The sequence below is a fragment of the Orbaceae bacterium lpD01 genome (genome assembly GCA_036251705.1).
Lineage (GTDB): Bacteria > Pseudomonadota > Gammaproteobacteria > Enterobacterales > Orbaceae > Utexia > Utexia brackfieldae.
Genome location: CP133959.1, coordinates 554631 through 579673 on the forward strand (window position 1 = coordinate 554631; position 25043 = coordinate 579673).

At 41.3% G+C, this 25043-nt stretch carries 21 protein-coding genes; 12 read left to right on the forward strand and 9 right to left on the reverse strand.

Going from position 1 to position 25043, the window contains the following annotated elements; genetic code table 11:
- The first annotated feature begins 127 nt into the window (after nucleotides 1-127).
- On the forward strand, nucleotides 128-283 hold the full coding sequence (locus RHO15_02530) for a hypothetical protein (protein ID WVD64414.1): 156 nt from the start codon (nucleotides 128-130) through the stop codon (nucleotides 281-283).
- Here the strand turns inward: RHO15_02530 and fdhF are convergent, their stop codons facing one another.
- From fdhF to RHO15_02565, 7 genes are all read right to left on the reverse strand, one after another.
- A complete protein-coding gene (gene fdhF, locus RHO15_02535) occupies nucleotides 284-2431 on the reverse strand; it encodes a formate dehydrogenase subunit alpha (protein ID WVD64415.1) in 2148 nt (715 codons plus the stop codon).
- A 109-nt stretch (nucleotides 2432-2540) separates the two neighbouring features.
- Nucleotides 2541-3080 carry a 4Fe-4S dicluster domain-containing protein gene (locus RHO15_02540; GenBank protein WVD64416.1) on the reverse strand — a complete coding sequence of 180 codons (540 nt, stop codon included), beginning with the start codon at nucleotides 3078-3080 and terminating at the stop codon, nucleotides 2541-2543.
- Complete coding sequence (aegA, locus tag RHO15_02545; protein ID WVD64417.1) at nucleotides 3077-5101, reverse strand: formate-dependent uric acid utilization protein AegA; 2025 nt, start codon at nucleotides 5099-5101, stop codon at nucleotides 3077-3079. The genes RHO15_02540 and aegA overlap by 4 nt, the downstream gene beginning before the upstream one ends.
- 648 nt (nucleotides 5102-5749) lie before the next feature.
- Nucleotides 5750-7078: an HslU--HslV peptidase ATPase subunit gene (gene hslU, locus RHO15_02550; protein ID WVD64418.1), complete on the reverse strand. Its 1329-nt coding sequence runs from the start codon at nucleotides 7076-7078 to the stop codon at nucleotides 5750-5752.
- Nucleotides 7079-7090: 12 nt separating this feature from the next.
- A complete protein-coding gene (hslV, locus tag RHO15_02555; GenBank protein WVD64419.1) occupies nucleotides 7091-7618 on the reverse strand; it encodes an ATP-dependent protease subunit HslV in 528 nt (175 codons plus the stop codon).
- A 327-nt stretch (nucleotides 7619-7945) separates the two neighbouring features.
- Nucleotides 7946-8875: an N-acetylmuramic acid 6-phosphate etherase gene (gene murQ / locus RHO15_02560; GenBank protein ID WVD64420.1), complete on the reverse strand. Its 930-nt coding sequence runs from the start codon at nucleotides 8873-8875 to the stop codon at nucleotides 7946-7948.
- Complete coding sequence (locus RHO15_02565) at nucleotides 8868-10013, reverse strand: anhydro-N-acetylmuramic acid kinase (GenBank protein WVD64421.1); 1146 nt, start codon at nucleotides 10011-10013, stop codon at nucleotides 8868-8870. Before RHO15_02565 ends, murQ begins: the two co-directional genes overlap by 8 nt.
- Before the next feature lie 496 nt (nucleotides 10014-10509).
- Here RHO15_02565 and RHO15_02570 point away from each other — a divergent pair, with 496 nt between their 5' ends.
- Entirely contained in the window at nucleotides 10510-10923 is a 414-nt protein-coding gene (locus tag RHO15_02570) for a hypothetical protein (GenBank protein ID WVD64422.1), read from the forward strand.
- Between the two features lie 4 nt (nucleotides 10924-10927).
- Nucleotides 10928-11275, forward strand: coding sequence for a fumarate reductase subunit FrdD (gene frdD / locus RHO15_02575; GenBank protein ID WVD64423.1), 348 nt, complete (start codon nucleotides 10928-10930; stop codon nucleotides 11273-11275).
- Nucleotides 11276-11353: 78 nt separating this feature from the next.
- Here frdD and slyD read toward each other — a convergent pair whose 3' ends face one another.
- Entirely contained in the window at nucleotides 11354-11944 is a 591-nt protein-coding gene (gene slyD, locus RHO15_02580; protein ID WVD64424.1) for a peptidylprolyl isomerase, read from the reverse strand.
- 348 nt (nucleotides 11945-12292) lie between these two features.
- Between slyD and ubiA the strand changes: the two genes are divergently transcribed.
- Nucleotides 12293-13141, forward strand: a complete 849-nt coding sequence (gene ubiA / locus RHO15_02585; GenBank protein WVD64425.1) for a 4-hydroxybenzoate octaprenyltransferase — start codon at nucleotides 12293-12295, stop codon at nucleotides 13139-13141.
- Nucleotides 13142-13174: 33 nt separating this feature from the next.
- On the opposite strand, the gene plsB is transcribed toward ubiA, so the two are convergent.
- The gene (gene plsB / locus RHO15_02590) at nucleotides 13175-15601 is read right to left on the reverse strand and encodes a glycerol-3-phosphate 1-O-acyltransferase PlsB (protein ID WVD64426.1); all 2427 of its coding nucleotides are present in this window, start codon (nucleotides 15599-15601) and stop codon (nucleotides 13175-13177) included.
- Between the two features lie 319 nt (nucleotides 15602-15920).
- On the opposite strand from plsB, the gene rpmB reads away from it, so the two are divergent.
- From rpmB to hemG, 8 genes are all read left to right on the forward strand, one after another.
- The gene (gene rpmB / locus RHO15_02595) at nucleotides 15921-16157 is read left to right on the forward strand and encodes a 50S ribosomal protein L28 (protein WVD64427.1); all 237 of its coding nucleotides are present in this window, start codon (nucleotides 15921-15923) and stop codon (nucleotides 16155-16157) included.
- An 11-nt stretch (nucleotides 16158-16168) separates the two neighbouring features.
- Nucleotides 16169-16336: a 50S ribosomal protein L33 gene (rpmG, locus tag RHO15_02600; GenBank protein WVD64428.1), complete on the forward strand. Its 168-nt coding sequence runs from the start codon at nucleotides 16169-16171 to the stop codon at nucleotides 16334-16336.
- Nucleotides 16337-16586: 250 nt separating this feature from the next.
- Entirely contained in the window at nucleotides 16587-17159 is a 573-nt protein-coding gene (gene yqiA, locus RHO15_02605; protein ID WVD64429.1) for an esterase YqiA, read from the forward strand.
- A gap of 401 nt (nucleotides 17160-17560) precedes the next feature.
- Nucleotides 17561-19450: a DNA topoisomerase IV subunit B gene (gene parE / locus RHO15_02610; GenBank protein ID WVD64430.1), complete on the forward strand. Its 1890-nt coding sequence runs from the start codon at nucleotides 17561-17563 to the stop codon at nucleotides 19448-19450.
- A gap of 108 nt (nucleotides 19451-19558) precedes the next feature.
- Nucleotides 19559-21802, forward strand: coding sequence for a DNA topoisomerase IV subunit A (parC, locus tag RHO15_02615; protein WVD64431.1), 2244 nt, complete (start codon nucleotides 19559-19561; stop codon nucleotides 21800-21802).
- A 137-nt stretch (nucleotides 21803-21939) separates the two neighbouring features.
- Entirely contained in the window at nucleotides 21940-22785 is an 846-nt protein-coding gene (gene djlA, locus RHO15_02620) for a co-chaperone DjlA (protein ID WVD64432.1), read from the forward strand.
- A 32-nt stretch (nucleotides 22786-22817) separates the two neighbouring features.
- Nucleotides 22818-24266, forward strand: coding sequence for a TrkH family potassium uptake protein (locus RHO15_02625; GenBank protein ID WVD64433.1), 1449 nt, complete (start codon nucleotides 22818-22820; stop codon nucleotides 24264-24266).
- Between the two features lie 112 nt (nucleotides 24267-24378).
- Nucleotides 24379-24924, forward strand: a complete 546-nt coding sequence (gene hemG, locus RHO15_02630) for a menaquinone-dependent protoporphyrinogen IX dehydrogenase (protein WVD64434.1) — start codon at nucleotides 24379-24381, stop codon at nucleotides 24922-24924.
- Nucleotides 24925-25043 lie beyond the last annotated feature (119 nt).

Sequence of the window (25043 nt, forward strand, 5' to 3'; positions counted from 1 at the left end):
TACGGTAAAAAACAGTGATATCGCTAACAATATTAAGATCTTAGAGATTAAATTTTTCTATTTTATAGATGTAAATCACAGTATTTAATCGTTTTTTACTACGGTTTGTGAATAAGGTTGTCAGACTATGCTACAGGCAGAGACGAAAATGGCGCTACCGTTAACCGGTTACGGCTTGATTAAGACGGGCGGATTTGTTGATTCAGTTATCTCACCAGATAATGAGGTTGTTATCATAATAGGGGCGCCAAAGACGCCCGCTAATTTTTATGTGCTCAGCTGATTATGCGACATCGGCGGTTTGCTGTAAATATTGTTTAAGTTCAGCATAACGCTGTGCAATCTCTTCTTCTGCCCAAGTTTGATCATCAATTGCACTCACTTTTACCGCCGAATGTTTATATTCAGGTGTACGTGAGACGGGATCGAGGTGATCTAAGGTGAGCTCATTACAAGCACCAATCCACCATTGATAAGTCATATAGACAGCGCCTTTATTGGCTCTTGGCGTCACATCTGCACGAGTAATCACTTTACCTCGACGCGATTCGACAAAAACTAATGCCTGATCAACAATACCTAAACGCGTTGCATCAGCTGGGTTAATTTGTACGTAACCGGGTTCATCGGCTAAGGTTTGTAGTGGTCGACAATTACCGGTCATAGAGCGGCAAGAGTAGTGGCCTACTTCACGAACCGTACATAAGACCATCGGGAAATCTTCGTCGATCTGCTCTTTAGGCGGAACCCACTCGGCACAGGCTAAAAGGCCTTTACCATTTGGGCGGTCAAATTTATTACCTTTATAGAGGTAAGGCGTACCAGCATGATCCTCAGTTGGACAAGGCCATTGGACATAACCGAATTTCGCCATTTTTTGATAGGTTGCCCCTTTATAGAGATCACATAACATCCGCATTTCATCCCAAATCGCTTGGGTATTTTGATAAGCCATCGGATAGCCCATTTTGGATGAAATTAAGCTAATAATATCCCAGTCAACTTTCACATTACCGGTTGGTTCAATGGCTTTTTCAAAGTGTTGGAAGCCACGGTCAGCACTGGTGTAAATACCTTCATGTTCACCCCATGAGGTTGCGGGTAAAATAACATCAGCCTCCGCGGCGGTTTTGGTCATAAAAATATCTTGTACAACCAGAAAATCCACTTTTTCTAACGCTTCACGCATTGCCGATAAATCAGGATCGGTTTGTAAGGGATCTTCACCCATCACATAATAAGCTTTGATTTTACCCTCTAAAATGCGGTGTGGTACCTCAGTAATAGTGCAACCTGGTGTCTCTGGTAATAGTGGCACTCCCCATGCCTGAGCAAACTTATTTCTTACTGCCGGGTCGGCCACTTTTTGATAACCGGGATAATCTTTCGGTGTTGCCCCCATATCACAGGCACCTTGAACATTATTTTGACCACGCACTGGACCTACCCCAACCGCCGGGCGTCCTAAATTACCGGTTACCAGTGCCATACTAGAGAGCCCCTTGATAACATCGGTACTTTGTCCCCACTGTGTGACGCCCATTCCCCATAAGATGGTGGCAGATGGGGCTTTGGCATACATATGTGCGGCGTCACGAATCAACTTGGCTGATAATCCGGTAATCTCTTCAACATATTCAGGCGTATATTTCTCAATCACTGCTTTTAACTCGTCAAAACCTTCAGTAAATTGTTTTACGTAGTCTTTATTATACAGATGTTCATTGATCAGCACGTTTAGAAAGGCATTGACTAAAGCCATATTACTGCCATTTTTCAGTGGTAACCAGAGATCAGCAATGCGCGCGGTTTCAATAAAACGGGGATCACAAACAATAATTTTAGCGCCTTTTTCTTTTGCTTTTAAGATTCGGCGGGCGACAATCGGGTGAGAATCTGCGGCATTGTAACCAAAGATTAGGATGCATTTTGTCTCTTCAAGATCATTAATCGAGTTGCTCATGGCACCATTACCCAGGGTGACCTGTAGGGCGGCGACGGAAGGGCCGTGACAAACACGTGCACAGCAGTCGATATTATTGGTGCCAACCACTGCGCGAGCAAACTTTTGCATCACATAGTTGGTCTCATTGCCGGTGCCGCGTGATGAGCCGGTTAGCATAATTGCATCAGGGCCATGTTGCTGTTTTATCTGTGTCAAACGCTCACTGACATAATCAATCGCTTCATCCCAAGTCGCTGACTCAAATTGACCGCCTTTTTGACGGCGAATCAATGGCTGGGTTAAACGGGGCGTTAAAATTTTTGTATCATTAAGAAAGTCCCAGCCGTAATAGCCTTTTAAGCATAATTCACCTTGGTTTGTGATACCGTTTGCACCTTGAGCACTGATAATTTTATTATTTTCAACTAACAGGTCGATTTTGCAACCAGATGCACAGTATGGACAGACAGTTAATACTTTTTTCATAAATATATTCTCGCTCTTTTTGACCAGTGAGCCAATCGTTTAACATAGCGTCTTTTACTGTCGATATACGCGTATGATGGGCCTGTTAGTCACACTTTGACTGTCGTCATTATATTTGTGTAAATGCCGTTAATTCATCTAATGCAGTGCGTTTTTGCTTATGCTTAATCATCGCATCAAGTGACTGACTTTGTACCAGTGTCAATGCATGTGTTGGACAGACAGAAACACATGCCGGACCTTGTGGATTCTCTGCACACAGATCACACTTTAACGCCTGACTTTTATATTGTGGTTGCTGTGAATCATCATCGGCCAGATCAAGTTCTTGTGTGATAACAGTCATCGCACCGAATGGGCAAGCAATAACACAAGTCTTACAGCCAATGCAGCGTTCTTGAATAACCTGAATACTTTCGTTCTGACGCACAATCGCATTGGTTGGACAGCCGTTAGCACAAGGGGCATTTTCACAATGCTTGCACATTACTGGTACCGTGACTGACATACCTTTGATGACTTTTAATCGCGGCTGAAAGTTATCTGGTGACATATTGATGTCATGGGTATGTGACATTACGCAGGCAATTTCACAGGTTTTACATCCGATACACTTATTCGCATCAGCGGCAATAAAACGATTTGTCATGATGCTTTTTTCTCCGTTAATGGCTGGGTTTGTCGTGATAAGCCTAAATAATCAATGATGCTATTAGCGGCCATACGGCCATCGGCAATCGCCGTGACAACCAGGTCAGCACCACGCACGATGTCGCCACCGGCAAATATCTTAGGATTATCGGTTTGGCAAGCCAATTTTTCATGATTGACTGGTGGCGCAATAATGGTGCCCCAGCGATTGAGGCTAACCCCTTGCGATTGTAACCAGTCAATATTATGTGGATTGAAACCAAATGCGATAATGACGGCATCCGCCGCTAAGATAAACTCGGAACCGGCTATCGGCCGTGGTGAGCGTCGTCCGCTCGCATCAGGTTCACCGAGTTCAGTTTTGAGCATTCTTAGTCCCGTCACTTGACCATGTTGGTCAACTTCAATATTGATGGGTTGCATCATAAATAGAAATTCAACGCCTTCTTCACGCGCATTTTTAACCTCTTTTTTCGAGCCTGGCATATTGGCTTCATCACGGCGATAGGCGCAGGTGACTTCAGTAGCACCTTGTCTTATCGCGGTTCTCACGCAGTCCATAGCGGTATCACCCCCACCTAAAACTACCACTCGTTTACCTTCCATACTGACATACGGTTGATAAGCTAGTTCGGGTAGCCCCATGACTTGTTTGGTGTTGGCGGTTAAAAATGAGAGTGCTTCGTAAACCCCAGCGGCATCTTCATTATTCAAGTTTGCTTTCATCGAACGATAAGTGCCGACACCGACAAATACTGCATCATATGCATCAAGTAGCGCTTGCATTGAGATATCTTTACTCACATCCGTATTTAAACGAAATTCAACACCCATTTCACTGAAGATTTCGCGTCGACGAATCATCACCTCTTTTTCGAGTTTAAATGAGGGAATACCAAAAGTGAGCATGCCTCCAATTTCCGGATGGCGATCAAAAACGACCGGCTTAATACCATTACGCACTAGCATATCAGCACATGCCAGGCCAGCAGGGCCGGCGCCAATGATGGCCACTTTTTTATTGGTTTTTTCTACATAGGAGAGATCGGGCTTCCAGCCCATAGCGAAAGCGGTTTCTGTTACATAACGTTCAATATTGCCAATAGTGACGGCATCGGTTTCATTTTTTAAGGTACAAACACCTTCACATAACCTGTCTTGTGGGCAAACCCGTCCGGTAATTTCTGGCAAACTATTGGTACTGTGTGACAGCTCTACCGCTTCAAGTATCCGTCCTTCTTTGGCCAATGTTATCCAGTGTGGAATCCGGTTATGTAGTGGACAGCGCCATTCGCATACAGAATGAGGCCCACAGCTTAAACAGCGCGCACCTTGTAACTTTGTCTGCTCGTCACTAAAACCATTGTAGATTTCTAAAAAAGAGGTTTTGCGAACCGTCAGTGCTTTTTGGGTGGCATCTTGACGCGGCATAGATTGCAGACGGGTAAAAGGCGATATCACCGGTTTAGTTTTGGGCAAAATAGCGCGATCTTTAGTCGTATTAAAGGCGGTTTGTAGTTGTTTTTGACGTTGTAGTTCACTGATTTTTTCTGGATTAATCAGTGCTAGTGCATTGGTTGGACAGGCCGCAACGCAGGCCGGACTTTCTCGTCTACCTTCACAAAGGTCACATTTATGGGCGGTGGTTTGATTTAAAATTGTGTACGTTTGTTCAATCGAGATGACATTTTCAATCGACTCATCCACCATTTCAATGGCACCAAATGGACAGGCGATAACACACTCTTTACAACCGATGCAGCGTGATTTATCTAAGTGCACATTATCTTGTCCCTGAACCAAGGCCGCGGTTGGACAGACTTTCACGCAGGGCGCATTCTCACATTGACGACACGCTGTCGCGGTATAAACGTGATGACGTTTATGCACTTTAATTCTTGGTAAAAAATGCTCTCTGAGTTCTGGATGCGTGCCTTGATTATAAGTCATCACACAAGCGATTTCGCAGGCATGACATCCTATACAGGTTTTGGGATTAGCCATTACAAACTGAGTCATAAGATCTCCATATGATCAATGCAGGTTAAAACTCAGGGATGGAAGAGAGAAAATAACTATCGAAATGCTAAACTGTTAATTTAACAGGACAAAGCCGCTAGGATGATTATTCATGTTTTTATATTGCTCTTTACTATCCACTGACAAATAATTATTATTTTTATCGCGATACTTTTCGCCATTTCACCGCCACTTTCAGGCGCTCGAACGACGTATTTATTTTACTATTTTCTACCGAGCCATTTGGCTGGCGATAGCTTGATAATATACCTAGGTATCATATTATCGCGACTGAGTAGAACTTATTTTTTTAATATTGCTATGATTTGCCATTATATTAGTTTTTTAGTGATATGGAAGATAAAAGTTTTGATATGTGACTGTATAAAATAAGTTAAATGATTAATTTGTGATACATATCAAGATCTAACTGACCGCTTCTACTGACTGAATATGAATAGGTATGGATTTTTATATTGAAAAGATGTGCTGTTTGATTGTGATATCAAGGATTTTATATCGCGTATCAATTATCAAAAATAATCAGTAGGTTTAAAGCAGCACTATAGAGTTAAGATGATTGATAGCGATTTAAAGATAAAAAAAGATGGCGCAAAGGCCATCTTTATTTTTTATTCAAATCAAAGATTACAGAATAAATTTACTCAGATCTTCATCTGCCACCAACTTATCAAGATGATTACTTACATAGCTTGCATCGATGATAATGGTCTGTCCATTGAGGTCACTGGCATCAAATGAAACTTCTTCCATCAAACGTTCAAGCACCGTATGCAAACGCCGTGCACCGATATTTTCATTCTGCTCGTTCACTTGCCACGCCGATTCAGCAATTTTACGAATACCATCTTGAGTAAATTCGATATTCACGCCTTCGGTTGCCATTAACGCTTTATACTGAACGGTTAGAGAGGCGTTGGGTTCGATCAAGATTCGTTCAAAATCAGCACTGGAAAGGGCAGTGAGTTCAACCCGAATAGGTAAACGACCTTGCAGTTCTGGAATGAGATCAGATGGGCTGGAAACCTGAAAAGCGCCAGAGGCAATAAACAGGATATGATCGGTTTTGACCGAACCATGTTTAGTCGATACCGTGCAGCCTTCCACTAAAGGTAATAGGTCACGCTGTACACCTTCACGAGAAACATCCGGGCCCGATGATTGACCGCCGCGTTTGCACACTTTATCGATTTCATCGATAAAGACAATACCATTTTGCTCAACGGCATCAATGGCTTGCTGTTTAAGCTCTTCTGGATTAACCAGCTTGGCCGCTTCTTCTTCAATTAAGACTTTAACCGCATCTTTGATTTTCATCTTTTTCGGTTTAGATTTTTGACCACCCATATTTTGGAACATTGACTGTAGTTGATTGGTCATCTCTTCCATACCCGGTGGCGCCATAATTTCAACGCCGACATTGACACCCGATAGCTCAATCTCGATCTCTTTATCTTCTAAAGTGCCTTCGCGCAGCTTTTTACGAAACGCTTGTCGGGCAGTTGAGTCGGTATGTTCAACTTGTCCCCAACCATCTCGAGAGGGTGGCACTAAGGCATCTAAAATACGCTCTTCAGCCAGCTCTTCGGCGCGGTAACGATTCTTTTCAATCGCTTGTTGACGAATCATTTTCACCGCTGAATCAGTCAGGTCACGAATGATGGAATCGACCTCTTTACCGACATACCCCACTTCTGTAAATTTGGTCGCTTCAACCTTGATAAACGGCGCGTTGGCAAGTTTAGCTAAACGACGAGCAATTTCCGTTTTACCGACACCTGTCGGTCCAATCATCAGGATGTTCTTTGGGGTGACTTCATGACGCAGCTGCTCATCGAGCTGCATACGGCGCCAACGATTACGCAGTGCAATAGCAACCGCGCGTTTGGCTTTATCTTGACCGATAATATGTTGATTTAATTCGCTAACAATTTCGCGAGGCGTCATTTCCGACATAATTTTTTACTCTTAATAGGTTAATTCTTCAATTGTCTGGAATCCATTGGTATATACACAGATATCACCAGCAATGGTTAATGATTTTTGCACAATCTCTTTAGCGGATAATTCGCTATTTTCCAGTAATGCACGTGCAGCCGCTTGTGCATAAGGGCCGCCTGAGCCAATCGCAATCAGATCATCTTCTGGCTGAATAACGTCACCATTTCCGGTGATAATCAGCGAGGCCGTGTGATCGGCAACCGCAAGTAGTGCTTCTAGTTTGCGTAACATACGATCCGTTCGCCAATCTTTTGCCATTTCGACGGCAGCTTTGGTTAAATGGCCTTGATGAAGTTCAAGTTTTTTCTCAAACAGTTCAAACAACGTGAAAGCATCAGCTGTGCCACCGGCAAAGCCAGCAATCACTTTGCCATTAAAAAGACGGCGTACTTTTTTCGCATTACCTTTCATAATAATTCGTTCACCAAGTGTTACTTGGCCATCGCCGCCGATAACGACTTCACCATCACGGCGAACACTCACAATTGTAGTCACAAGCTAAACCTCATCTTTTGAAATATACTCTTTCTATATTGGGGTCGTCGTGGTGATTTCAACTCAGGTCAAATGAGTTTTTTTCAAGCGCAGTAAAAATAGTAAAATAACTCAAAGAAATGAGTATTTTACTGGTAGATGAGGGGGATGCGATTCAGGTGATTTTCTGGTTTTATCATTCGCATTGATGATAACAAGATGCGCTTCATATGATCGTTAAACATATTGAGATCGGTGGCGGGGAGAGTCCAAACACTTCACCGCTTTTCGGTTAAAAACGGTGAAACTGATGTGGATTGATATCTAACTAATTGATTAGCGAGATTCTTATACATCTGCCGATGCTGTGGTGAGTGCTACGCCTAAAAATCCCTGTTTTTGCTTTAACAGTCTTCGGGCTGAATCGATATCTAATTGGGTGAGCTGCATTAAAATGGCTAACTTCACATCAAATTGAGTCTCTACTAAACGCGCCTGAGCCTCTTGTGGTAAACAATTAGTGGCTTGAACCACAATTCGAATGGCTCTGGCTATCAGTTTTTTGTTGGTCGCTTTCACATCCACCATGAGATTCTGGTAGGTTTTGCCAATTAGCACCATGCTGGCGGTACTCACCATATTAAGCACGAGTTTTTGCGCGGTACCCGATTTTAAACGGGTCGAACCGGTCAGTACTTCCGGGCCCACAATTGGTGATATAGCGATATCAGCCTGCTGGGCAATAATTGAGGTTGGATTACAAGAGAGGGCAACGGTGACACAGCCCGTTCGTTTGGCGTAGTTGAGTGCGCCAATCACATAAGGTGTCCGGCCACTCACGGCGATTCCGATGACGATATCTTTATGATTAAGATCAATCTGTTTCAGATCATGCTCGCCCATTAATTCGCTATCTTCAGCGCCCTCAACGGCTGATTGCAGGGCTTTTGCACCGCCGGCAATAATACCGACCACCATTGTATCGGCAACCCCAAATGTTGGCGGACATTCTGAGGCATCTAATACACCTAAACGCCCACTGGTTCCCGCACCAATATAGATAAGCCGGCCCCCTTGCTGAAAAGCCTTAACCACTTGTGTAATGGTCTGGGCGATGTCGGGTAAGATTTTTTCGATAGCTTGTGCAACGGTGTTATCCTCCTGATTCATTAAGGTGACAATATCGAGAGCACTGAGCTGATCAAGGTGCATACTTTTGGCGTTACGTTCTTCAGAGATGAGCTTGGTGAGTGAATTAAGCAATGATTGATCATGCATGATCGGTTTCCTTATGGGTCAGTGCCGGGTAGATAACCCCCAAACTGATTGCGCTTTTGGCGCCAGTCACTGCCGGTATATTTCCGGCTAAATTAAATAAGCGTTGATGAGCAAGCCAGGCAAAAGCCATGGCTTCGACATAGTCAACATCAATACCATATTGATCGGTTGTGGTGACTGACCAATCAGGAAGATATTGGGTAAGCAGAGACATCATCAATACATTTCTTGCGCCACCACCGCAGACAATGAGTTCACAGGGTAAGTTAGGGGTTGGGGATAATTTTTGTAACTCATTAACGATACTTTGCACCGTGAGTTCAATGAGTGTCGCTTGTATGTCAACGGCAGCGATTGTTAAGCCAGTGATTTGTGGCGTTAGCCAGGCTAGATTAAACCGCTCTCGGCCAGTACTTTTCGGCGGTGAAAGGGCAAAATACGGATCCGTTAATAGTTGCTCGAGTAATCTATTTTGGCATTGTCCCTGTTTGGCCCAATTGCCGTTGCGATCATAGGGTTGCTGACAGTGCAGCTCAATCCAGCCATCAAGCAGGACATTCGCCGGTCCAGTATCATAACCTGTCACAGATTGGCCTGGAAATAGAATACTGATATTGGCAATCCCACCTAAATTGAGAATCACCCGGTTATGGGTTTTTTCGCTGAATATGGCCTGATGAAAGGCCGGCACTAATGGTGCTCCTTGTCCGCCTAAGGCCATATCTTTACGCCGGAAATCGGCTATTGTCGTGATGCCGGTTTTTACGGCAATAATATTGGCGTCACCAATTTGCATGGTGAAGGGATAATGACCGTGTGGATGATGATAAATAGTTTGTCCATGACAACCTATTGCGCTGATTTGATCGGCCTGATAAGTGGTTTGTGATAATAAGGAGAGTACACAATCGGCATAAAGCTGGCCGAGTCTATGATCGATTTCACCTAATTGTTGTAAGCTGACCTGTTTACTAGCGCAAATTTGTAACAGTGCTGTTTTCAGATCGGGATCAATTGCATAGGTTTGGCTCGCCAGAATATTAATGTTATTTTGCTGGTAGCTCATCAGCGTCACATCAACACCATCAAGGCTGGTTCCTGACATAATTCCGATATATAAATGGGATGATTGTGGCATGGTTGTCTTTTTCAGTATGGATATCATGATATTAATTATTATTCGAAAGCCATGAACAAACAAGCGCAAAATAGTGATTACACTATTTTATCTTGGGGTATGCAATTGCGGATTAAGTCTTTTTGATACATCGGTCGGTGACTAATGGCGTATCTTACAGTCGTAATTGTGGTTTTTTTATCCGCAAGGTTTACCGTTTAGTGTTCAACTAACTGGACCTCCTTGTCGCTGAGCGTAATTTAGTTATAAGGATGAGTGCTGTTTTGGCTTGATTATCGATATGTTATTGACATAGTATAGGGTTGATTTAAACATAGAGAATAGCGGCGAAATAGCGATCTTATTGATGGCGATTAAGTGGCTGACTAAATCTATCTTCAGTGGATAATCAATTCGGCTTAGGATGTGTGATGTCATTGAACTGGCGTCAATATTCACATTTTCCCCTTAGCGATCTTATCTTTATCTTTGAACCTATTAATAACTGTAAATAGTGATGAGTGAACAAAAACAAAATCTTTTAGAACAGTCACCTCAAACATCATCAAAACCGACTAAATTGTTACATAAGCTCTGGTTCCATCGTACCTATTGGCTCAAAGGTGTCAGCGCGATTTTTATGATTTGGTTTAGTATGTTGCTGATGTATGGTGTTGTTTGTATTATGGCTAACGAATTTTACCGCTTCATTTTTTTACTGAGAAATCCATTCATTATCGGGTTTAATCTACTGGCTTTGATAGCTGCACTACTGCATAGTCTGATGTGGTTTAACAAGGTGCCCAAAGTCATGAACAATATGATGGGGCAACGCAAGTTGCCTGTCTATATTTGTATTGCGATGCTTTGGATCATCGCAATTGTTGTGTCATTGACTATTTTTTATTGGTTTCATGGATTAGGGAGATAACGGGATGCAACCGAAACATAAAAAAGCGTCTCTATTTCGAGGATTATTTAATCTTGGCGGATTATGGGCGGCTATTCTTGCACCGGTAATGATTATTATCGTCGGATTACTGCTTCCTTTTGCTGATGCGAGAACCCTGACATATTTACTCCGAATCGCTCAGCACACAATATTTAAAGTCTTTATATTGCTGATGATTATCTTACCGATTTGGTGTGGTTTATATCGTATTTCAAATTTGTTACGTCAGGCTAACATTTATCTTAAACGCGCTGATTTAATCTTTTTCAGTGTCGCATTTTTTTGGAGTGCGTATTGTGGCTATGTCATATTTATTATGGATAACATGTAACACTGGGTTAAATTTAAAGAAAAAATAAAGGCGGTATAACCGCCTTTATTGAATTGATTTGCTGAGCAGAAAATGGTTTTAGTGGCAACCACATCCACCATGTGAACCATGTCCACCGCCACAGCAGTTGTCATCATTATGACCACCACAGCAACCTTCCTCTTCATCGCCATGCCCGCCACAACCACAGCCGCCATGTGCATCGGCGCCATGAAGATGACCGTGCGCAATCTCTTCTTCAGTCGCTTCTCTTAATGCAACCACTTCAACATGAAATTTCAAGTCTTGGCCAGCTAACATGTGATTACCATCAACGGTAACCGTATCGCCATCCACCGCAGTAATGACAACCGGTACAGGTCCTTGATCGGTATCGGCAAGAAAACGCATACCTACCGTTAAATCATCAACACCGACAAAAACATCTTTCGGTACATTTTGGACGAGATTATCGTTAAAATCACCGTAGGCATCGGCAGATGCAATTTCAACGTCAAATTTATCACCAATAACACGTCCTTCCAGTGCTTTTTCAAGACCTGGAATTAAGGCATTATGGCCATGTAAATATTCTAATGGTGCGGTAATTGTTGATTCATCAACTAAAACGCCATCTTCAGTACGAACCTGATAGGCAAGGCTGACAACCATATCTTGAGCTATTTTCATTCTATCTCCAAACGTTAGCGAGAAAATCTTGCCGATTGTAGCTGAAAAACAATCATCTGTATGCTTTTTTCGAGAATTATTTTTTATCATGATGATTTATGACTATTTTTATTTAGGTATCTTAAACCCTCTGCAACAAGCAACAAATGATTTGCGATTTAATCGTAGATTTTGTTATTTGAATGACATGGAAGAGCACCATCATGGCAAATCAGCGATAGGTCAGACGTGAGTACAAAGGAAAATTGATCATAAATCTTCATAGAACAGGCATAAAAACCCGCTTGCATGGTGGTGGTGATATATTTAAAATCATGCGCTGAATTTACTATCAATAGGTCATTAAATATGAAAGAGAAATTGTTTGTTTACGCACAACTCATGCGTTTAGATAAACCGATCGGGATATTACTCCTATTATGGCCAACTTGGTGGGCATTATGGCTCGCTGACACGCCGAGCCTAAAATTATTTATAGTCTTTACGTTAGGCGTGATTTTGATGCGTTCGGCGGGTTGTGTTATCAATGATTTTGCTGATCGTGATTTTGATGGTCATGTTACACGCACGAAAAATAGACCATTGGCCAGTCAACGAGTGAGCGAGAAAGAGGCAAAAATACTCTTTGTGGTGTTAGTGCTATGCGCTTTTTTGTTAGTGCTCACACTCAATTATCAGGCAATCTTATTATCTTGCTTGGCACTTGCCACCGCAGTGCTTTATCCCTTTATGAAACGTTTCACACATTTGCCTCAACTATTTTTAGGCTTAGCTTTTAGCTGGGGTATCCCGATGGTCTATGCCGCTTCAATAGCGTCATTTCCTTTAACGTGTTGGTTACTCTGTGTGGCGAATATCTGTTGGACTATCGCTTATGATACTCAATATGCGATGGCTGACCGAGAGGATGATTTAAAGATTGGCATTAAATCGACCGCAATCTTGTTTGGTTCATGCGATAAATTAATAATTGGTTTATTGCAACTCGTTACCGTCGCTATACTCTTTTGGGTTGGATTGATTAATCATTTAGGATATTTATATATCCTGTTTTTGCTTATTGGATGTGCAATTTTTGTTTATCAGCAAAGATTGATTCATGAACGCAAGCCCGCATCCTGTTTTCGTGCTTTTTTAAACAATAACTATTTTGGACTATTGATTTTCATCGGCATTGTTCTGGCAAGTTTGGTATAACTGTCGTTGTTTTTAAGAAAGATAAGAGACCGGCTATTGGCCGATCTCTTGAATAGTTTGCATGATATCTCGCGCAATTAGTGGATTTAATATGCCGCACATCGTCTGAATCATGTTTTGGGTATTTAGGTCATTTTCATTTAAGTAACCCTGTTCTCTTAGAGTATTCACCAGTGTTGCAAAGACACCTTTATCAAAAAATTCTGGCGCGTTAATACCATAAAGAATAGACAAGCGTTCAGCCAATAGTCGACTCTCTTTTTCCAGCTCAGATCGACTCATCGATTGATTTTTATGCAGCAGCGTAAAGGCAATCGTATAGCGCTGTAAAGCTTCATCAGAGCTGGCCGCTAACAGTTTCAAGTTAACAATCTTATCTTCGACGACTGAAAGATGATTGCCATCAATATTGATCAGTTGCAATTGCGCTAACGCATGAATTAACTGATCAATATAGGTGTCTAATTCTTCATCAGTTTGATAGAGGAACAGCTCTGCTTTAATAAGCGGATAAATATGCTTAATTTGCGTATTTAACTGATCGGCTGTCACTGTTTTATGTCTTACCATAATACGGGCTATCACTGCGGGAATAATCAGTAAATGCTGAATATTATTGCGATAATAAGTCATTAGCACCGCTTGGTCCTGCGATAAACTGATCATTTCACCCACATCATCAGCGGTAATAGTAAATTTATTCATTTGACGAGCATGTTCAAAGAGCGCTAAAGCCTCTTCGTCAGGTAAGGTGACTAATCCGTCATAAGGGACCTTTCGTAATAGCGTTAACCAATAGTCCATCTGTTTAATTAATACTGATTGCGTTAATGCACGATGATAAGAACATAACAATATTGATCCGCAAAGATTCATGGCATTCACTGCTGCCGCACGGTTAATTTTTTGCATCAACTCGGTGGCGAGCAGATTGGTTGTTGGTGTTAACCAATTGGGCCTTTGTGGCTCAGTCGGATTAATGGAGTCTCGCCACTTTGGAACATGTTGATTTAAAAATTGGTTAAGTTGGATTGGCTGACCAAAATTCACATAACCGTAGCCTAATTTTTTCAGTTTGCAAAAAGCTTTTACGGTTTGCCATAAACTCTCTTTCTGTTTAGCCGCACCGCGTAGTTCATTAGCATAAGTTGCAACTTCTAACACATGTTCGTAGCCAATATAGACTGGCACAATCGATATTGGTCTAAGATCACCGCGCAACATGGTTTGCAGGGTCATCGTTAACATCCCTGTCTTAGGATTGAGCAGGCGACCGGTTCTGGAACGTCCACCTTCAATAAAGTATTCGACTGAATAACCACGAATAAACAGCTCAGCTAAATATTCCCGAAAAACAGCGGTATAGAGTTTATTGCCTTTAAAAGAGCGCCTGATAAAAAATGCACCTAAGCGTCGGAAAATCGGACCCGCAGGCCAGAAATTCAGATTAATCCCTGCCGCAATATGTGGTGGCACTAAACCCTGCCGATAAAGCACGTAAGAGAGTAGTAGATAATCCATGTGGCTGCGATGACAGGGCGCATAGACAATCTCATGACCGTTTTGTGCCAGCTCTCTGATAGGGTCGACGTTACGAATTTTTAAGCCTTGATATAACCGGCTCCATGCCCAGGTGAGTACCATATTGGTTACACGCAGTGCAGAGTAAGTAAAGTTGGCGGCAATTTCATTAAGCATAGCCAAGGCATTTTTTTGTGCTTTTGCCATCGAAATATTTTTACTTTTTGCTTCTTCATTGATAACTTCGGTTAAAGCCGCGGAATTGAGTAGCTTTTTCAACATGGCTTGCCGATTTGGTAACCTTGGCCCTACTGCAGCAATTCGTTGTTTAGCAAAATGTATTCGAGCAACTCTGGCCAGTTTTAGTGCAAGTTGCTTTGCATCGGTTTCGGTGTTGGCGATACGTTGAAATAACACCGGATGTGAAAAACGGGTATAGCAATCGCGGCCAGAGAAGATCATCTTGAAGAATTTGCGAATATTGCCTAATACTTGTAGCGAAATTTTTTTCTTATCTTCTCGATCAGGTTTGCGGCTAAACATGACCGTTACCGGCAGCATTTGCACTTCAAGATCCGCATTTTGCTGATGCATAGCTAAATAGTCGGTCAGAATTGAGAGCGTGCGCTCTTTTTGTGTTGGCGAAGCAAAAATCCCCGGATTTTTATCAATGAAGATAAAGGCAGGATAAGATTTACCTTCAATAGCAATACCTACTAGTGGATCAGGGAGATTAAATTTTTTCGCTAGTTGGCGGACCACCATTAAATCAATACGCGAGTTATATGGTAATACATATAAAACTGGCTTATTAATATCAATATTGAGCTCTTTAATTGGTTCTGTCGGAATTGGCTGGCTCTTAACAAACAGCTTTACCGGTATATTGATAATAAAAAAATAGGTTTTTGCCCACCAAGACATGGCCCATTGCGACATAGTTGTAAAACCCCAATAAAAATATGACGTGACATAATAGCAAAAAGCAAAAAAGAAATCAGCTATCGATGAGAGAATTCACATTTTGTCACCGATAAATTCCAAAAAAGAGACAAAACCTCTTGAGAAACTTCCTATAAGGGCGTATACTGCGCTACCTTTATTATTTGGGTGTAGTATGAGAGGTTATTCTGGATTGGTTCTGTGAGATCTTCTCGACAAAAGCCTAGCAGATATAATTAAAAGCCTGACGAGGTTAATGATCCATTAACGTACGCACCCAGGGCTTAAGCATAAAAATATTTGGAGAATAATTGACATGTCACGAGTATGCCAGGTAACAGGCAAACGTCCATTAGTTGGAAACAATCGTTCACACGCGATGAATGCAACTAAACGTCGTTTCCTACCAAATCTTCAGACTCACCGTTTTTGGGTTGAGAGTGAAAAACGTTTTGTTAAATTACGTGTATCTGCTAAAGGTATGCGAACTATCGATAAAAAGGGTATTGATGCAGTTTTAGCTGAACTTCGTGCCCGTGGTGAAAAATTCTAAGGAACTGAATCATGGCTAAAGGTATACGTGAGAAAATTCGTTTAGTTTCTTCAGCTGGTACAGGTCATTTCTATACTACTAGCAAAAACAAAAGAACGATGCCAGAAAAAATGGAGATCAAAAAATTTGATCCTGTTGTTCGTCAGCACGTGCTTTATAAAGAAGCTAAAATCAAATAATCTTTTTTGATTGATAAAAAAACCCAGCTTAGGCTGGGTTTTTTGTTTTGGGCACGAAGATTAAATGATGCCTTTTGCATCCTGTAAAAATCTTATTATAATAAAGCCGGATTATGTTAATCGTATTAGGCTGTTTGCCAGGATAAGGTAAGAAGACTGTTAATACTGTCGAGATAATATTTCAAAGGATAATCAACAGGCTGATAATCTATTTTGAATGAACTGCTCATCAAATATTGCTAAGGTTATTATGTCAACATTACTTTATCTGCACGGATTTGATAGTTCACCAGGCTCGCGCAAAGCCGTTATATTACAGCAATGGGTTCAATTATATCGTCCGGATATCGAGTTACTTATTCCACAGCTGCCTTATTTTCCTGAACAGGTTTCCGAGTCCCTAGAACACATTATGTTTGATCGTGTTGTTGATAAATTTGGCATTATCGGTTCATCATTGGGCGGATTTTATGCAACATGGTTATCACAGTGTTTCACCGTTCCTGCCGTCTTGGTTAATCCTTTGGTGAAACCGGCTGAGTATTTAACGGCTTTTTTAGGTCAGCAATACCAAACGCATTTTGGTGAGCAGATAGTGATTGATCAGCAGCATCTGGAAGATTTTCAGACATTAGAATTGCCTTTTATCGAGTCACCTGATTTAATCTGGTTACTGGCGCAACAAGGTGATGAAGTATTACCTTATCAGCAAGCGGCTGAATATTACTCATCCTGTCGTCAGACCATTGAACCTTCAGGCAATCATAGTTTTGTTGGTTTTGAAAATTATTTACCGGATATTATCGATTTTCTAGGTCTATAGCCAGCGCCAGATATGCAATATTGGCGAGTCACTTCTATCTCTTAGTTTTAAAACTGTTTAGCTCGGCTTTAGCTGATCTAAATATTACTATTATTCATCTTGGCTCACTGATCAGCGGGCAGCGTATTGATTATTGTAACCTGCATCATTGAATGAAAAAAACTTGCACTCTTACTAAAATCAACGTAGATTTAACTGTTTTTTCATACAGTTAAGTATGTGCTTTAGCGTATGATATTGAATAGATGATCGCTCATTAAAACATGATTTATTCAGTGCGAAAATGATAGTTAGTTATCGATTACTATTTTGATCTGATGATTTCCAGTATAATGAGGCTCATTTTGTAATGCCTTTTGATTTATCCAGTATATGGATGCAAACAATTTAAGAAATAATTTATGACACAATCAAGTTATAACGCAACGGATATTGAAGTTCTGAGTGGTTTGGAGCCGGTTCGCCGACGTCCAGGTATGTACACCGATACAATCAGACCTAACCATTTAGGGCAAGAAGTAATAGATAATAGCGTCGATGAAGCGTTGGCCGGTTATGCTAAACATATTCAGGTCACGTTATATGAAGATCAGTCGCTTGAAGTTATTGATGATGGCCGAGGAATGCCGATTGATATTCATCCGGAAGAAGGCGTGCCGGCGATTGAATTATTGTTATGTCGTCTGCATGCCGGCGGAAAATTTTCGAATAAAAATTATCAATTTTCTGGTGGTTTACATGGCGTGGGTATCTCGGTTGTTAATGCACTGTCAAAACGTGTTGAAGTGACCGTCCATCGCGATGGGCAGATCTATGAAATCGCTTTTGAAAATGGTGATAAAGTTGAAGATTTGCACGTCACCGGTACCTGTGGCAAACGTAATACCGGTACTCGCGTCCGATTTTGGCCTGACGCGAAATTTTTTGATTCAGCAAAATTTTCAGTGTCTCGCTTAACCCATCTATTGAAAGCAAAAGCTGTTTTATGCCCGGGCGTGGATATTAAATTTAATGATTGTGTCAATAATACTCAGTCTCATTGGTGTTATGAAGATGGATTGACAGATTATCTAATGGAATCAGTTACTGGCTATACTTTATTACCTGAGCACCCTTTTGTTGGGCACTATGCTGGGGATATCGAAGCGGTTGATTGGGCACTATTATGGCTGCCAGAAGGTGGTGAATTATTGACCGAAAGTTATGTTAACTTGATTCCAACAGTGCAAGGTGGCACACATGTTAATGGATTGCGTCAAGGCTTGCTTGATGCGATGCGCGAATTTTGCGAGTTTCGTAACTTACTACCAAGAGGGTTGAAGCTGACTGCCGATGATATTTGGGAACGCTGTGCTTATGTTCTCTCGGTAAAAATGCAAGATCCACAGTTCGCGGGTCAAACTAAAGAGCGTTTATCTTCAAGACAATCTGCGGCATTTGTTTCTGGTGTTGTTAAAGATAGTTTTAGCTTATGGTTGAACCAAAATATACAAGTTGCCGAATTATTGTCTGAGCTGGCGATTGCCAGTGCACAAAAAAGAATGCGTGCGGCTAAAAAAGTGGTACGTAAAAAACTGACGACTGGACCAGCATTACCAGGCAAACTGGCTGATTGCTCTTCGCAAGATTTACAGCGTACCGAACTTTTTTTAGTGGAAGGGGACTCGGCAGGCGGATCAGCAAAGCAGGCCCGAGATCGCGAGTTTCAGGCTATTATGCCTTTGAAAGGGAAGATATTAAATACCTGGGAAGTCTCCTCTGATGAAGTGCTGGGTTCTCAAGAGATCCATGATATCTCAGTCGCCATCGGCATCGATCCTGACAGTGATGATCTCTCACAGCTACGCTACGGTAAGATTTGTGTGTTAGCGGATGCTGATTCTGACGGTTTACATATTGCCACACTGCTTTGTGCCTTATTTGTTAGACATTTTCGTCGCTTGGTGGAAGAGGGACATGTTTATGTCGCGATGCCACCACTCTATCGTATCGACTTAGGTAAAGAGGTCTTTTATGCGTTAGATGAAGAGGAAAAAGAAGGTATTTTAGAGCAGTTAAAACGTAAAAAAGGGAAACCGAATGTACAACGTTTTAAAGGGTTAGGTGAAATGAACCCCATTCAGCTGCGTGAAACAACCATGGATCCCAATACCCGACGTTTAGTTCAGCTAACGCTTGATGATGCTGAGATGACCATGCAGCTGATGGACATGCTACTGGCGAAAAAACGTTCTGACGATAGACGAGACTGGTTACAAGAGAAGGGCGATCAAGTCGCTCTCGAAGTTTAACTTGAGCTGATCAGGGACTTTTTTATGCGCTTTTTTTAAAGCGTAAATATTGATTTGTGTAAGTTATATGTATTGGATTTTATAGTACATAATTTGAAGGATTGTAGAATGAGTGAGATTGCTCACGACGGTGTTGAGAAATTAGCACTGCGTACGTTTACAGAGAATGCCTATTTGAACTACTCCATGTATGTCATCATGGATCGTGCTTTACCTTTTATCGGTGATGGTTTAAAACCGGTACAACGTCGTATTATTTATGCGATGTCTGAATTGGGCCTTAGCGCTCAGGCCAAATTTAAAAAGTCAGCCAGAACGGTGGGCGATGTATTAGGTAAATATCATCCCCATGGCGATAGCGCTTGCTATGAAGCGATGGTTTTAATGGCGCAACCTTTTTCTTATCGCTATCCGCTGGTCGATGGTCAAGGAAACTGGGGTGCGCCTGACGATCCGAAATCTTTTGCTGCCATGCGATATACCGAATCACGCTTATCCAAATATGCTGATTTATTACTCGCCGAACTCGGCCAGGGGACGGTTGACTATACGCCCAATTTTGATGGTACCTTACAAGAACCAAAAATGTTACCGGCTAGATTGCCCAATATTCTGTTAAACGGTACTACCGGTATTGCTGTTGGGATGGCGACCGATATTCCGCCGCATAACTTAAATGAAGTCGCTAATGCAGCAGTGCTGTTACTCGAAAATCCACAAGCCTCGCTTACCGAGGTGATGCAATTTATTAAAGGTCCCGACTATCCGACCGCCGCTGAAATTATTACCTTACCCTCAGATATTACCAAAATTTATGAAACAGGCCGTGGCTCTATCCGCATGCGTGCAGTATGGAAAAGAGAAGATAACGAAATTATTATTACCGATTTACCTCATCAAACTTCTGGCGCTAAGGTATTAGAACAAATAGCGATGCAAATGCGAGCTAAAAAATTACCGCTGATTGAAGATTTGCGTGATGAATCGGATCATGAAAATCCAACCCGCCTGGTCTTAGTACCTCGCTCGAATAGAGTGGATGCCGACTTAGTCATGAATCATCTATTTGCGACCACCGATCTGGAAAAAAGCTATCGTGTGAATATGAATATGATCGGTTTAGACAATCGACCTTCGGTAAAAAGTCTGCTGACAATTTTAAACGAGTGGCTCGACTTTCGACGACAGACCGTAACCAAACGATTGAGTTACCGGTTAGACAAGGTATTAAAACGGTTACATATTTTAGAAGGATTACTGGTTGCCTTCTTAAATATTGATGAAGTGATTGAGATTATTCGCTTTGAAGATGAACTCAAAGCTGAGTTAATGAAACGATTTAATTTGACCGAAACGCAAGCTGAAGCGATTTTAGAATTAAAACTTCGTCACCTGGCTAAATTGGAAGAGATGAAGATTAAAGGTGAGCAGGATGAACTCGCCAAAGAGCGCGATCAATTACAAGCGATACTGACTTCAGCCAAAAAAATGAATACCTTGATCAAAAAAGAGTTGATGGCCGATGCCGAAAAATATGGTGATGTGAGACGTTCGCCTATTGTGGTTCGCGGTGAAGCCAAAGCGATTAGTGAACAAGATTTAATGCCGTCAGAGCCAGTGACTATTGTGTTATCCGAAATGGGTTGGGTGAGAAGTGCAAAAGGCCACGATATTGATCCAGTTTCGTTGAGTTACAAAGCCGGTGATGGTTTTAAAACTAGTGCCAAAGGTAAGAATAATCAACCGGTGGCGTTTATTGACTCAACAGGGCGAAGCTATACTGTTGAGGCGTCATCATTGCCTTCAGCGCGTGGACAAGGGGAACCGTTAACCGGTAAGCTGACATTACCTGCTGGCAGCAGTGTTGAGCATGTTTTAATGGCGGCCGATGATAAGTCGCTACTAATGGCAACGGATGCAGGTTACGGTTTTATTTGCCAGTTTAGTGACTTAGTGACGAGAAATCGCAACGGTAAAGCGCTGATTAGTGTACCTGAAAATGCTAAAATTATCGCACCACTTGAGTTATCTGCTGATGAGCAGCTGTTATTATCAATAACGGCGGCTGGTCGCTTGCTGCTCTTCCCGGTCAAAGATTTACCGGTATTATCTAAAGGTAAGGGAAATAAAATTATTTCTATTCCAGCCGCACAAGCCGCTCAGCATGAAGATTATTTAGCCCATCTGGTGCTGATTTCTTCTTCTGCATCGGTAACATTACATGTTGGTAAGCGTAAATTGACTTTACATCCAGTCGATTTAGCGAAGTTTTCGGCTGAAAGAGGACGACGTGGTACTTTACTGCCTCGCGGTCTGCAGCGTATAGAACGCATTGAGATTAATGAGGCGTAATAAATCGAATCGTACGATAGGGCTGAGTTTGATTTTATGCTTTTTAAAATCAAGTTCAGCAAGGCGATTAATCTGTTACTGTACACATTTTAATAATAATAAAATTGATCAATAGAGTGAATTGAGGTTAATTGAATATGGGACGTATTTGGGCCTTTGTTGTTGGTGTGATTTTCATGTTTGGGTTCAAGATGGGATTTTGGGGGTTTCTGCTTGGTCTAATAATCGGGCAGCTGCTTTACAACTTCTTCAATCAAATCGCACCCGTCAGAAGTAATACTGATCCTGAATTATATTTACGTGTCACTTTTGAAGTATTGGGTCATTTAAGTAAAGCCAAAGGTGTTGTCACTGAAAATGATATTAAATTAGCCACGCATGTTATGGATAGCCTTCAATTACAAGGAGAGGCTCGTTCTTTAGCGCGTCACTCATTTAATGAAGGTAAAGCGAATGATTATCCGTTAAGAGAAAGACTGCGAGCGTTATATCAAAGTTATCGAAATCAAAAACATGTCCTGAATGTCTTTTGTGAGCAGCTGATTCAGGCTGCATTGAGTGATGGACGTTTACATGAGAGTGAAGAACAAATTTTATATATTGTTGCTGAAGAACTGCATATCTCGCGTACTCGTATGGCAATGCATATTCAAATGATCATGGCCAGTTATCAGTTTTATCAACAAGGTGGTGGTACTAGGCAAGAACGGCAGTATCGCCAGCAGCAGGGTAACTATCAATCTTATGATCGAACATATTCCCGGGGGCCAACGATTGAGGATGCTTATAAAGTATTGGGTATTGATGCGTCCGCTGATACGACAACCATTAAACGTGCTTATCGTAAATTAATGAATGAGCATCATCCGGATAAGTTAGTTTCTAAAGGATTGCCAAAAGAGATGCTTGAAGCGGCAAAAGAGCGTGCGCAGCAAATCCAGTCAGCTTACGATTTAATTAAATCTCATCGTGGTTTTAAATAGTTGATATTTTATATACTTTGAACAGGAAAATTATGCGTTTTCGTTCCATTATTCGTATTGTTGGTCTACTTATCATGCTACTATCTATTTTTATGTTAGTACCGGCAATGGTGGCACTGATTTATAAAGATGGCGGTGGAGCCATCTTTGTACGCTCATTTGCCGCGGCATTTACGATTGGAACGGTATTGTGGCTGCCTAATCGTCATTATCGAAGTGAACTGGGTACACGAGATGGTTTTTTAATTGTAGTTCTGTTCTGGGTTGTATTGGGAGGGATTGGTGCCCTACCTTTTATTTTCGATAGCCATATTAATCTTGATTTAACGACGGCTTTTTTTGAGTCTTTTTCCGTATTAACGACAACTGGTGCCACCACCATTACTCATCTAGATGAGTTACCAAAAGCACTATTATTCTATCGTCAGCTGGTGCTGTGGCTCGGCGGTATGGGTATTATCGTATTGGCTGTTGCAGTCTTACCACTGCTTGGTGTCGGTGGTATGCAGCTTTATCGTGCTGAGATTCCAGGTCCCCAGAAAGATAATAAAATGCGACCGAGGATTGCGCAAACCGCCAAAACACTCTGGCTGATTTATATTCTACTGACCATCGTATGCTGCCTCTGTTTTCTGTTAGCGGGAATGAATGTGTTTGATGCCATTTCACATAGTTTTTCAACTATTGCGATGGGGGGAATTTCAACACATGATAACAGTTTAGCTTATTTTAATAGTCCTGCCGTCAATTATATTACCACCTTTTTCATGATCTTATCCGGATGTAATTTTGGACTACATTTTTTAGCGTTGAGTCGCTTTTCGTTAAAATCTTATTGGCGAGATCAGGAATTTCGTACTTTTATTACGATTCTTGCGGTCTTAATTGTCGTTGCTATCTTAATTATTTATCTGAGTGGCAGTGCATATCGACATTTAAGTTTCGATAAAATTATTGTCCAAGTTGTTTCTATTGCCACGACAACCGGATTTATGGTCGAGGATATTAATTATTGGCCACCTATATTACCTGTTCTGTTACTTTGTGCCTCTTTTATAGGTGCTTGTGCGGGTTCGACGGGCGGTGGATTGAAAGTTGTTCGTGTGCTACTACTCTCGTTACAAAGTTCTCGTGAATTAAAGCGTCTTATTCATCCTAATGCCATTTATACGTTAAAGTTAAATAGTAAAGTGCTATCAGAACGAATTCTAGAATCGGTATGGGGATTTTTCTCTGCTTATATCTTTGTCTTTTTAGTCAGTTTTTTTATTATTATGGCAACAGGTGAAAATGCGATAGATTCATTTTATCTGGTCTCATCGTCATTAAATAATTCTGGTGTTATCTTGGGGAGTGCTAATGCGGGGCTGGCTGAGATAAGCCAGATCGCTAAATGGACGATGGTTATCGATATGTTATTTGGTCGTTTGGAGATTTTTACCTTACTAATTTTATTTACGCCGGCATTTTGGCGTAGCTAAATAGATAATAAAGCAATTATTCTCTGTCGTATTGGGAATAAAAACAAAAAACGAGATAGTATAAATTGAGATTTCTCTTTTTAATTAACCCAGCTGATGTATGGAGAGGGTAATGAAAGTACTAATGTTATATACCAGTAATGAAGGGCAAACGGCAAAGATAATGCTATTCATTAAGGCGATTATTGATAAACAATTTGAATGCGACTGTATTCAGCTCACCTCCACAACTGAGATTGATTTATCCCAGTATCAAGCTGTCATTATTGGAACGTCTATCCGATATGGTTACTATAGTAAACTAATCAAACAATTTATCGATGCCAATACGGCGCAGCTTAATCAAATATATGGTGCTTTCTTTGGGGTTAATTTAGTTGCGCGTAAACCAAATAAAGATAATCCAGAAACTAATCTTTATACCCGTAAGTTTCTAGCTAAACTCACTTGGCAACCTAAATTGAAGGCTGTGTTTGCTGGCGCACTGTTCTATCCTCGCTATAATTGGTTCGATCGTAATATGATTAGAATGATTATGTGGCTAGGTAAAGGGGAGACCGACATCTCAATTCCGATGATCGAATATACGAATTGGAATAAAGTTCAAGAATTTGCAGAAACATTCATTAAAAATAATTTAGATTTATCTTCATCATAAGATTAATTTCTTCTCTTAATCCTCTATTTTCTGACTTTTAAAGTATTAGAACAATATTGAATAATAGAGGGAAAAGCCTAAAATTAGCTGTTTTTTGTACCAAAACGACTTGATTTGTT

What these genes read in the sequence shown, in the direction of transcription:
- RHO15_02530 (WVD64414.1), top strand. Translation starts at nt 128, where the DNA reads ATGCTACAGGCAGAGACGAAAATGGCGCTACCGTTAACCGGTTACGGC.
- fdhF (WVD64415.1), bottom strand. Translation starts at nt 2,431, where the DNA reads ATGAAAAAAGTATTAACTGTCTGTCCATACTGTGCATCTGGTTGCAAA.
- RHO15_02540 (WVD64416.1), bottom strand. Translation starts at nt 3,080, where the DNA reads ATGACAAATCGTTTTATTGCCGCTGATGCGAATAAGTGTATCGGATGT.
- aegA (WVD64417.1), bottom strand. Translation starts at nt 5,101, where the DNA reads ATGACTCAGTTTGTAATGGCTAATCCCAAAACCTGTATAGGATGTCAT.
- hslU (WVD64418.1), bottom strand. Translation starts at nt 7,078, where the DNA reads ATGTCGGAAATGACGCCTCGCGAAATTGTTAGCGAATTAAATCAACAT.
- murQ (WVD64420.1), bottom strand. Translation starts at nt 8,875, where the DNA reads ATGCATGATCAATCATTGCTTAATTCACTCACCAAGCTCATCTCTGAA.
- RHO15_02565 (WVD64421.1), bottom strand. Translation starts at nt 10,013, where the DNA reads ATGCCACAATCATCCCATTTATATATCGGAATTATGTCAGGAACCAGC.
- RHO15_02570 (WVD64422.1), top strand. Translation starts at nt 10,510, where the DNA reads ATGAGTGAACAAAAACAAAATCTTTTAGAACAGTCACCTCAAACATCA.
- frdD (WVD64423.1), top strand. Translation starts at nt 10,928, where the DNA reads ATGCAACCGAAACATAAAAAAGCGTCTCTATTTCGAGGATTATTTAAT.
- slyD (WVD64424.1), bottom strand. Translation starts at nt 11,944, where the DNA reads ATGAAAATAGCTCAAGATATGGTTGTCAGCCTTGCCTATCAGGTTCGT.
- ubiA (WVD64425.1), top strand. Translation starts at nt 12,293, where the DNA reads ATGAAAGAGAAATTGTTTGTTTACGCACAACTCATGCGTTTAGATAAA.
- plsB (WVD64426.1), bottom strand. Translation starts at nt 15,601, where the DNA reads ATGTCGCAATGGGCCATGTCTTGGTGGGCAAAAACCTATTTTTTTATT.
- rpmB (WVD64427.1), top strand. Translation starts at nt 15,921, where the DNA reads ATGTCACGAGTATGCCAGGTAACAGGCAAACGTCCATTAGTTGGAAAC.
- rpmG (WVD64428.1), top strand. Translation starts at nt 16,169, where the DNA reads ATGGCTAAAGGTATACGTGAGAAAATTCGTTTAGTTTCTTCAGCTGGT.
- yqiA (WVD64429.1), top strand. Translation starts at nt 16,587, where the DNA reads ATGTCAACATTACTTTATCTGCACGGATTTGATAGTTCACCAGGCTCG.
- parE (WVD64430.1), top strand. Translation starts at nt 17,561, where the DNA reads ATGACACAATCAAGTTATAACGCAACGGATATTGAAGTTCTGAGTGGT.
- parC (WVD64431.1), top strand. Translation starts at nt 19,559, where the DNA reads ATGAGTGAGATTGCTCACGACGGTGTTGAGAAATTAGCACTGCGTACG.
- djlA (WVD64432.1), top strand. Translation starts at nt 21,940, where the DNA reads ATGGGACGTATTTGGGCCTTTGTTGTTGGTGTGATTTTCATGTTTGGG.
- RHO15_02625 (WVD64433.1), top strand. Translation starts at nt 22,818, where the DNA reads ATGCGTTTTCGTTCCATTATTCGTATTGTTGGTCTACTTATCATGCTA.
- hemG (WVD64434.1), top strand. Translation starts at nt 24,379, where the DNA reads ATGAAAGTACTAATGTTATATACCAGTAATGAAGGGCAAACGGCAAAG.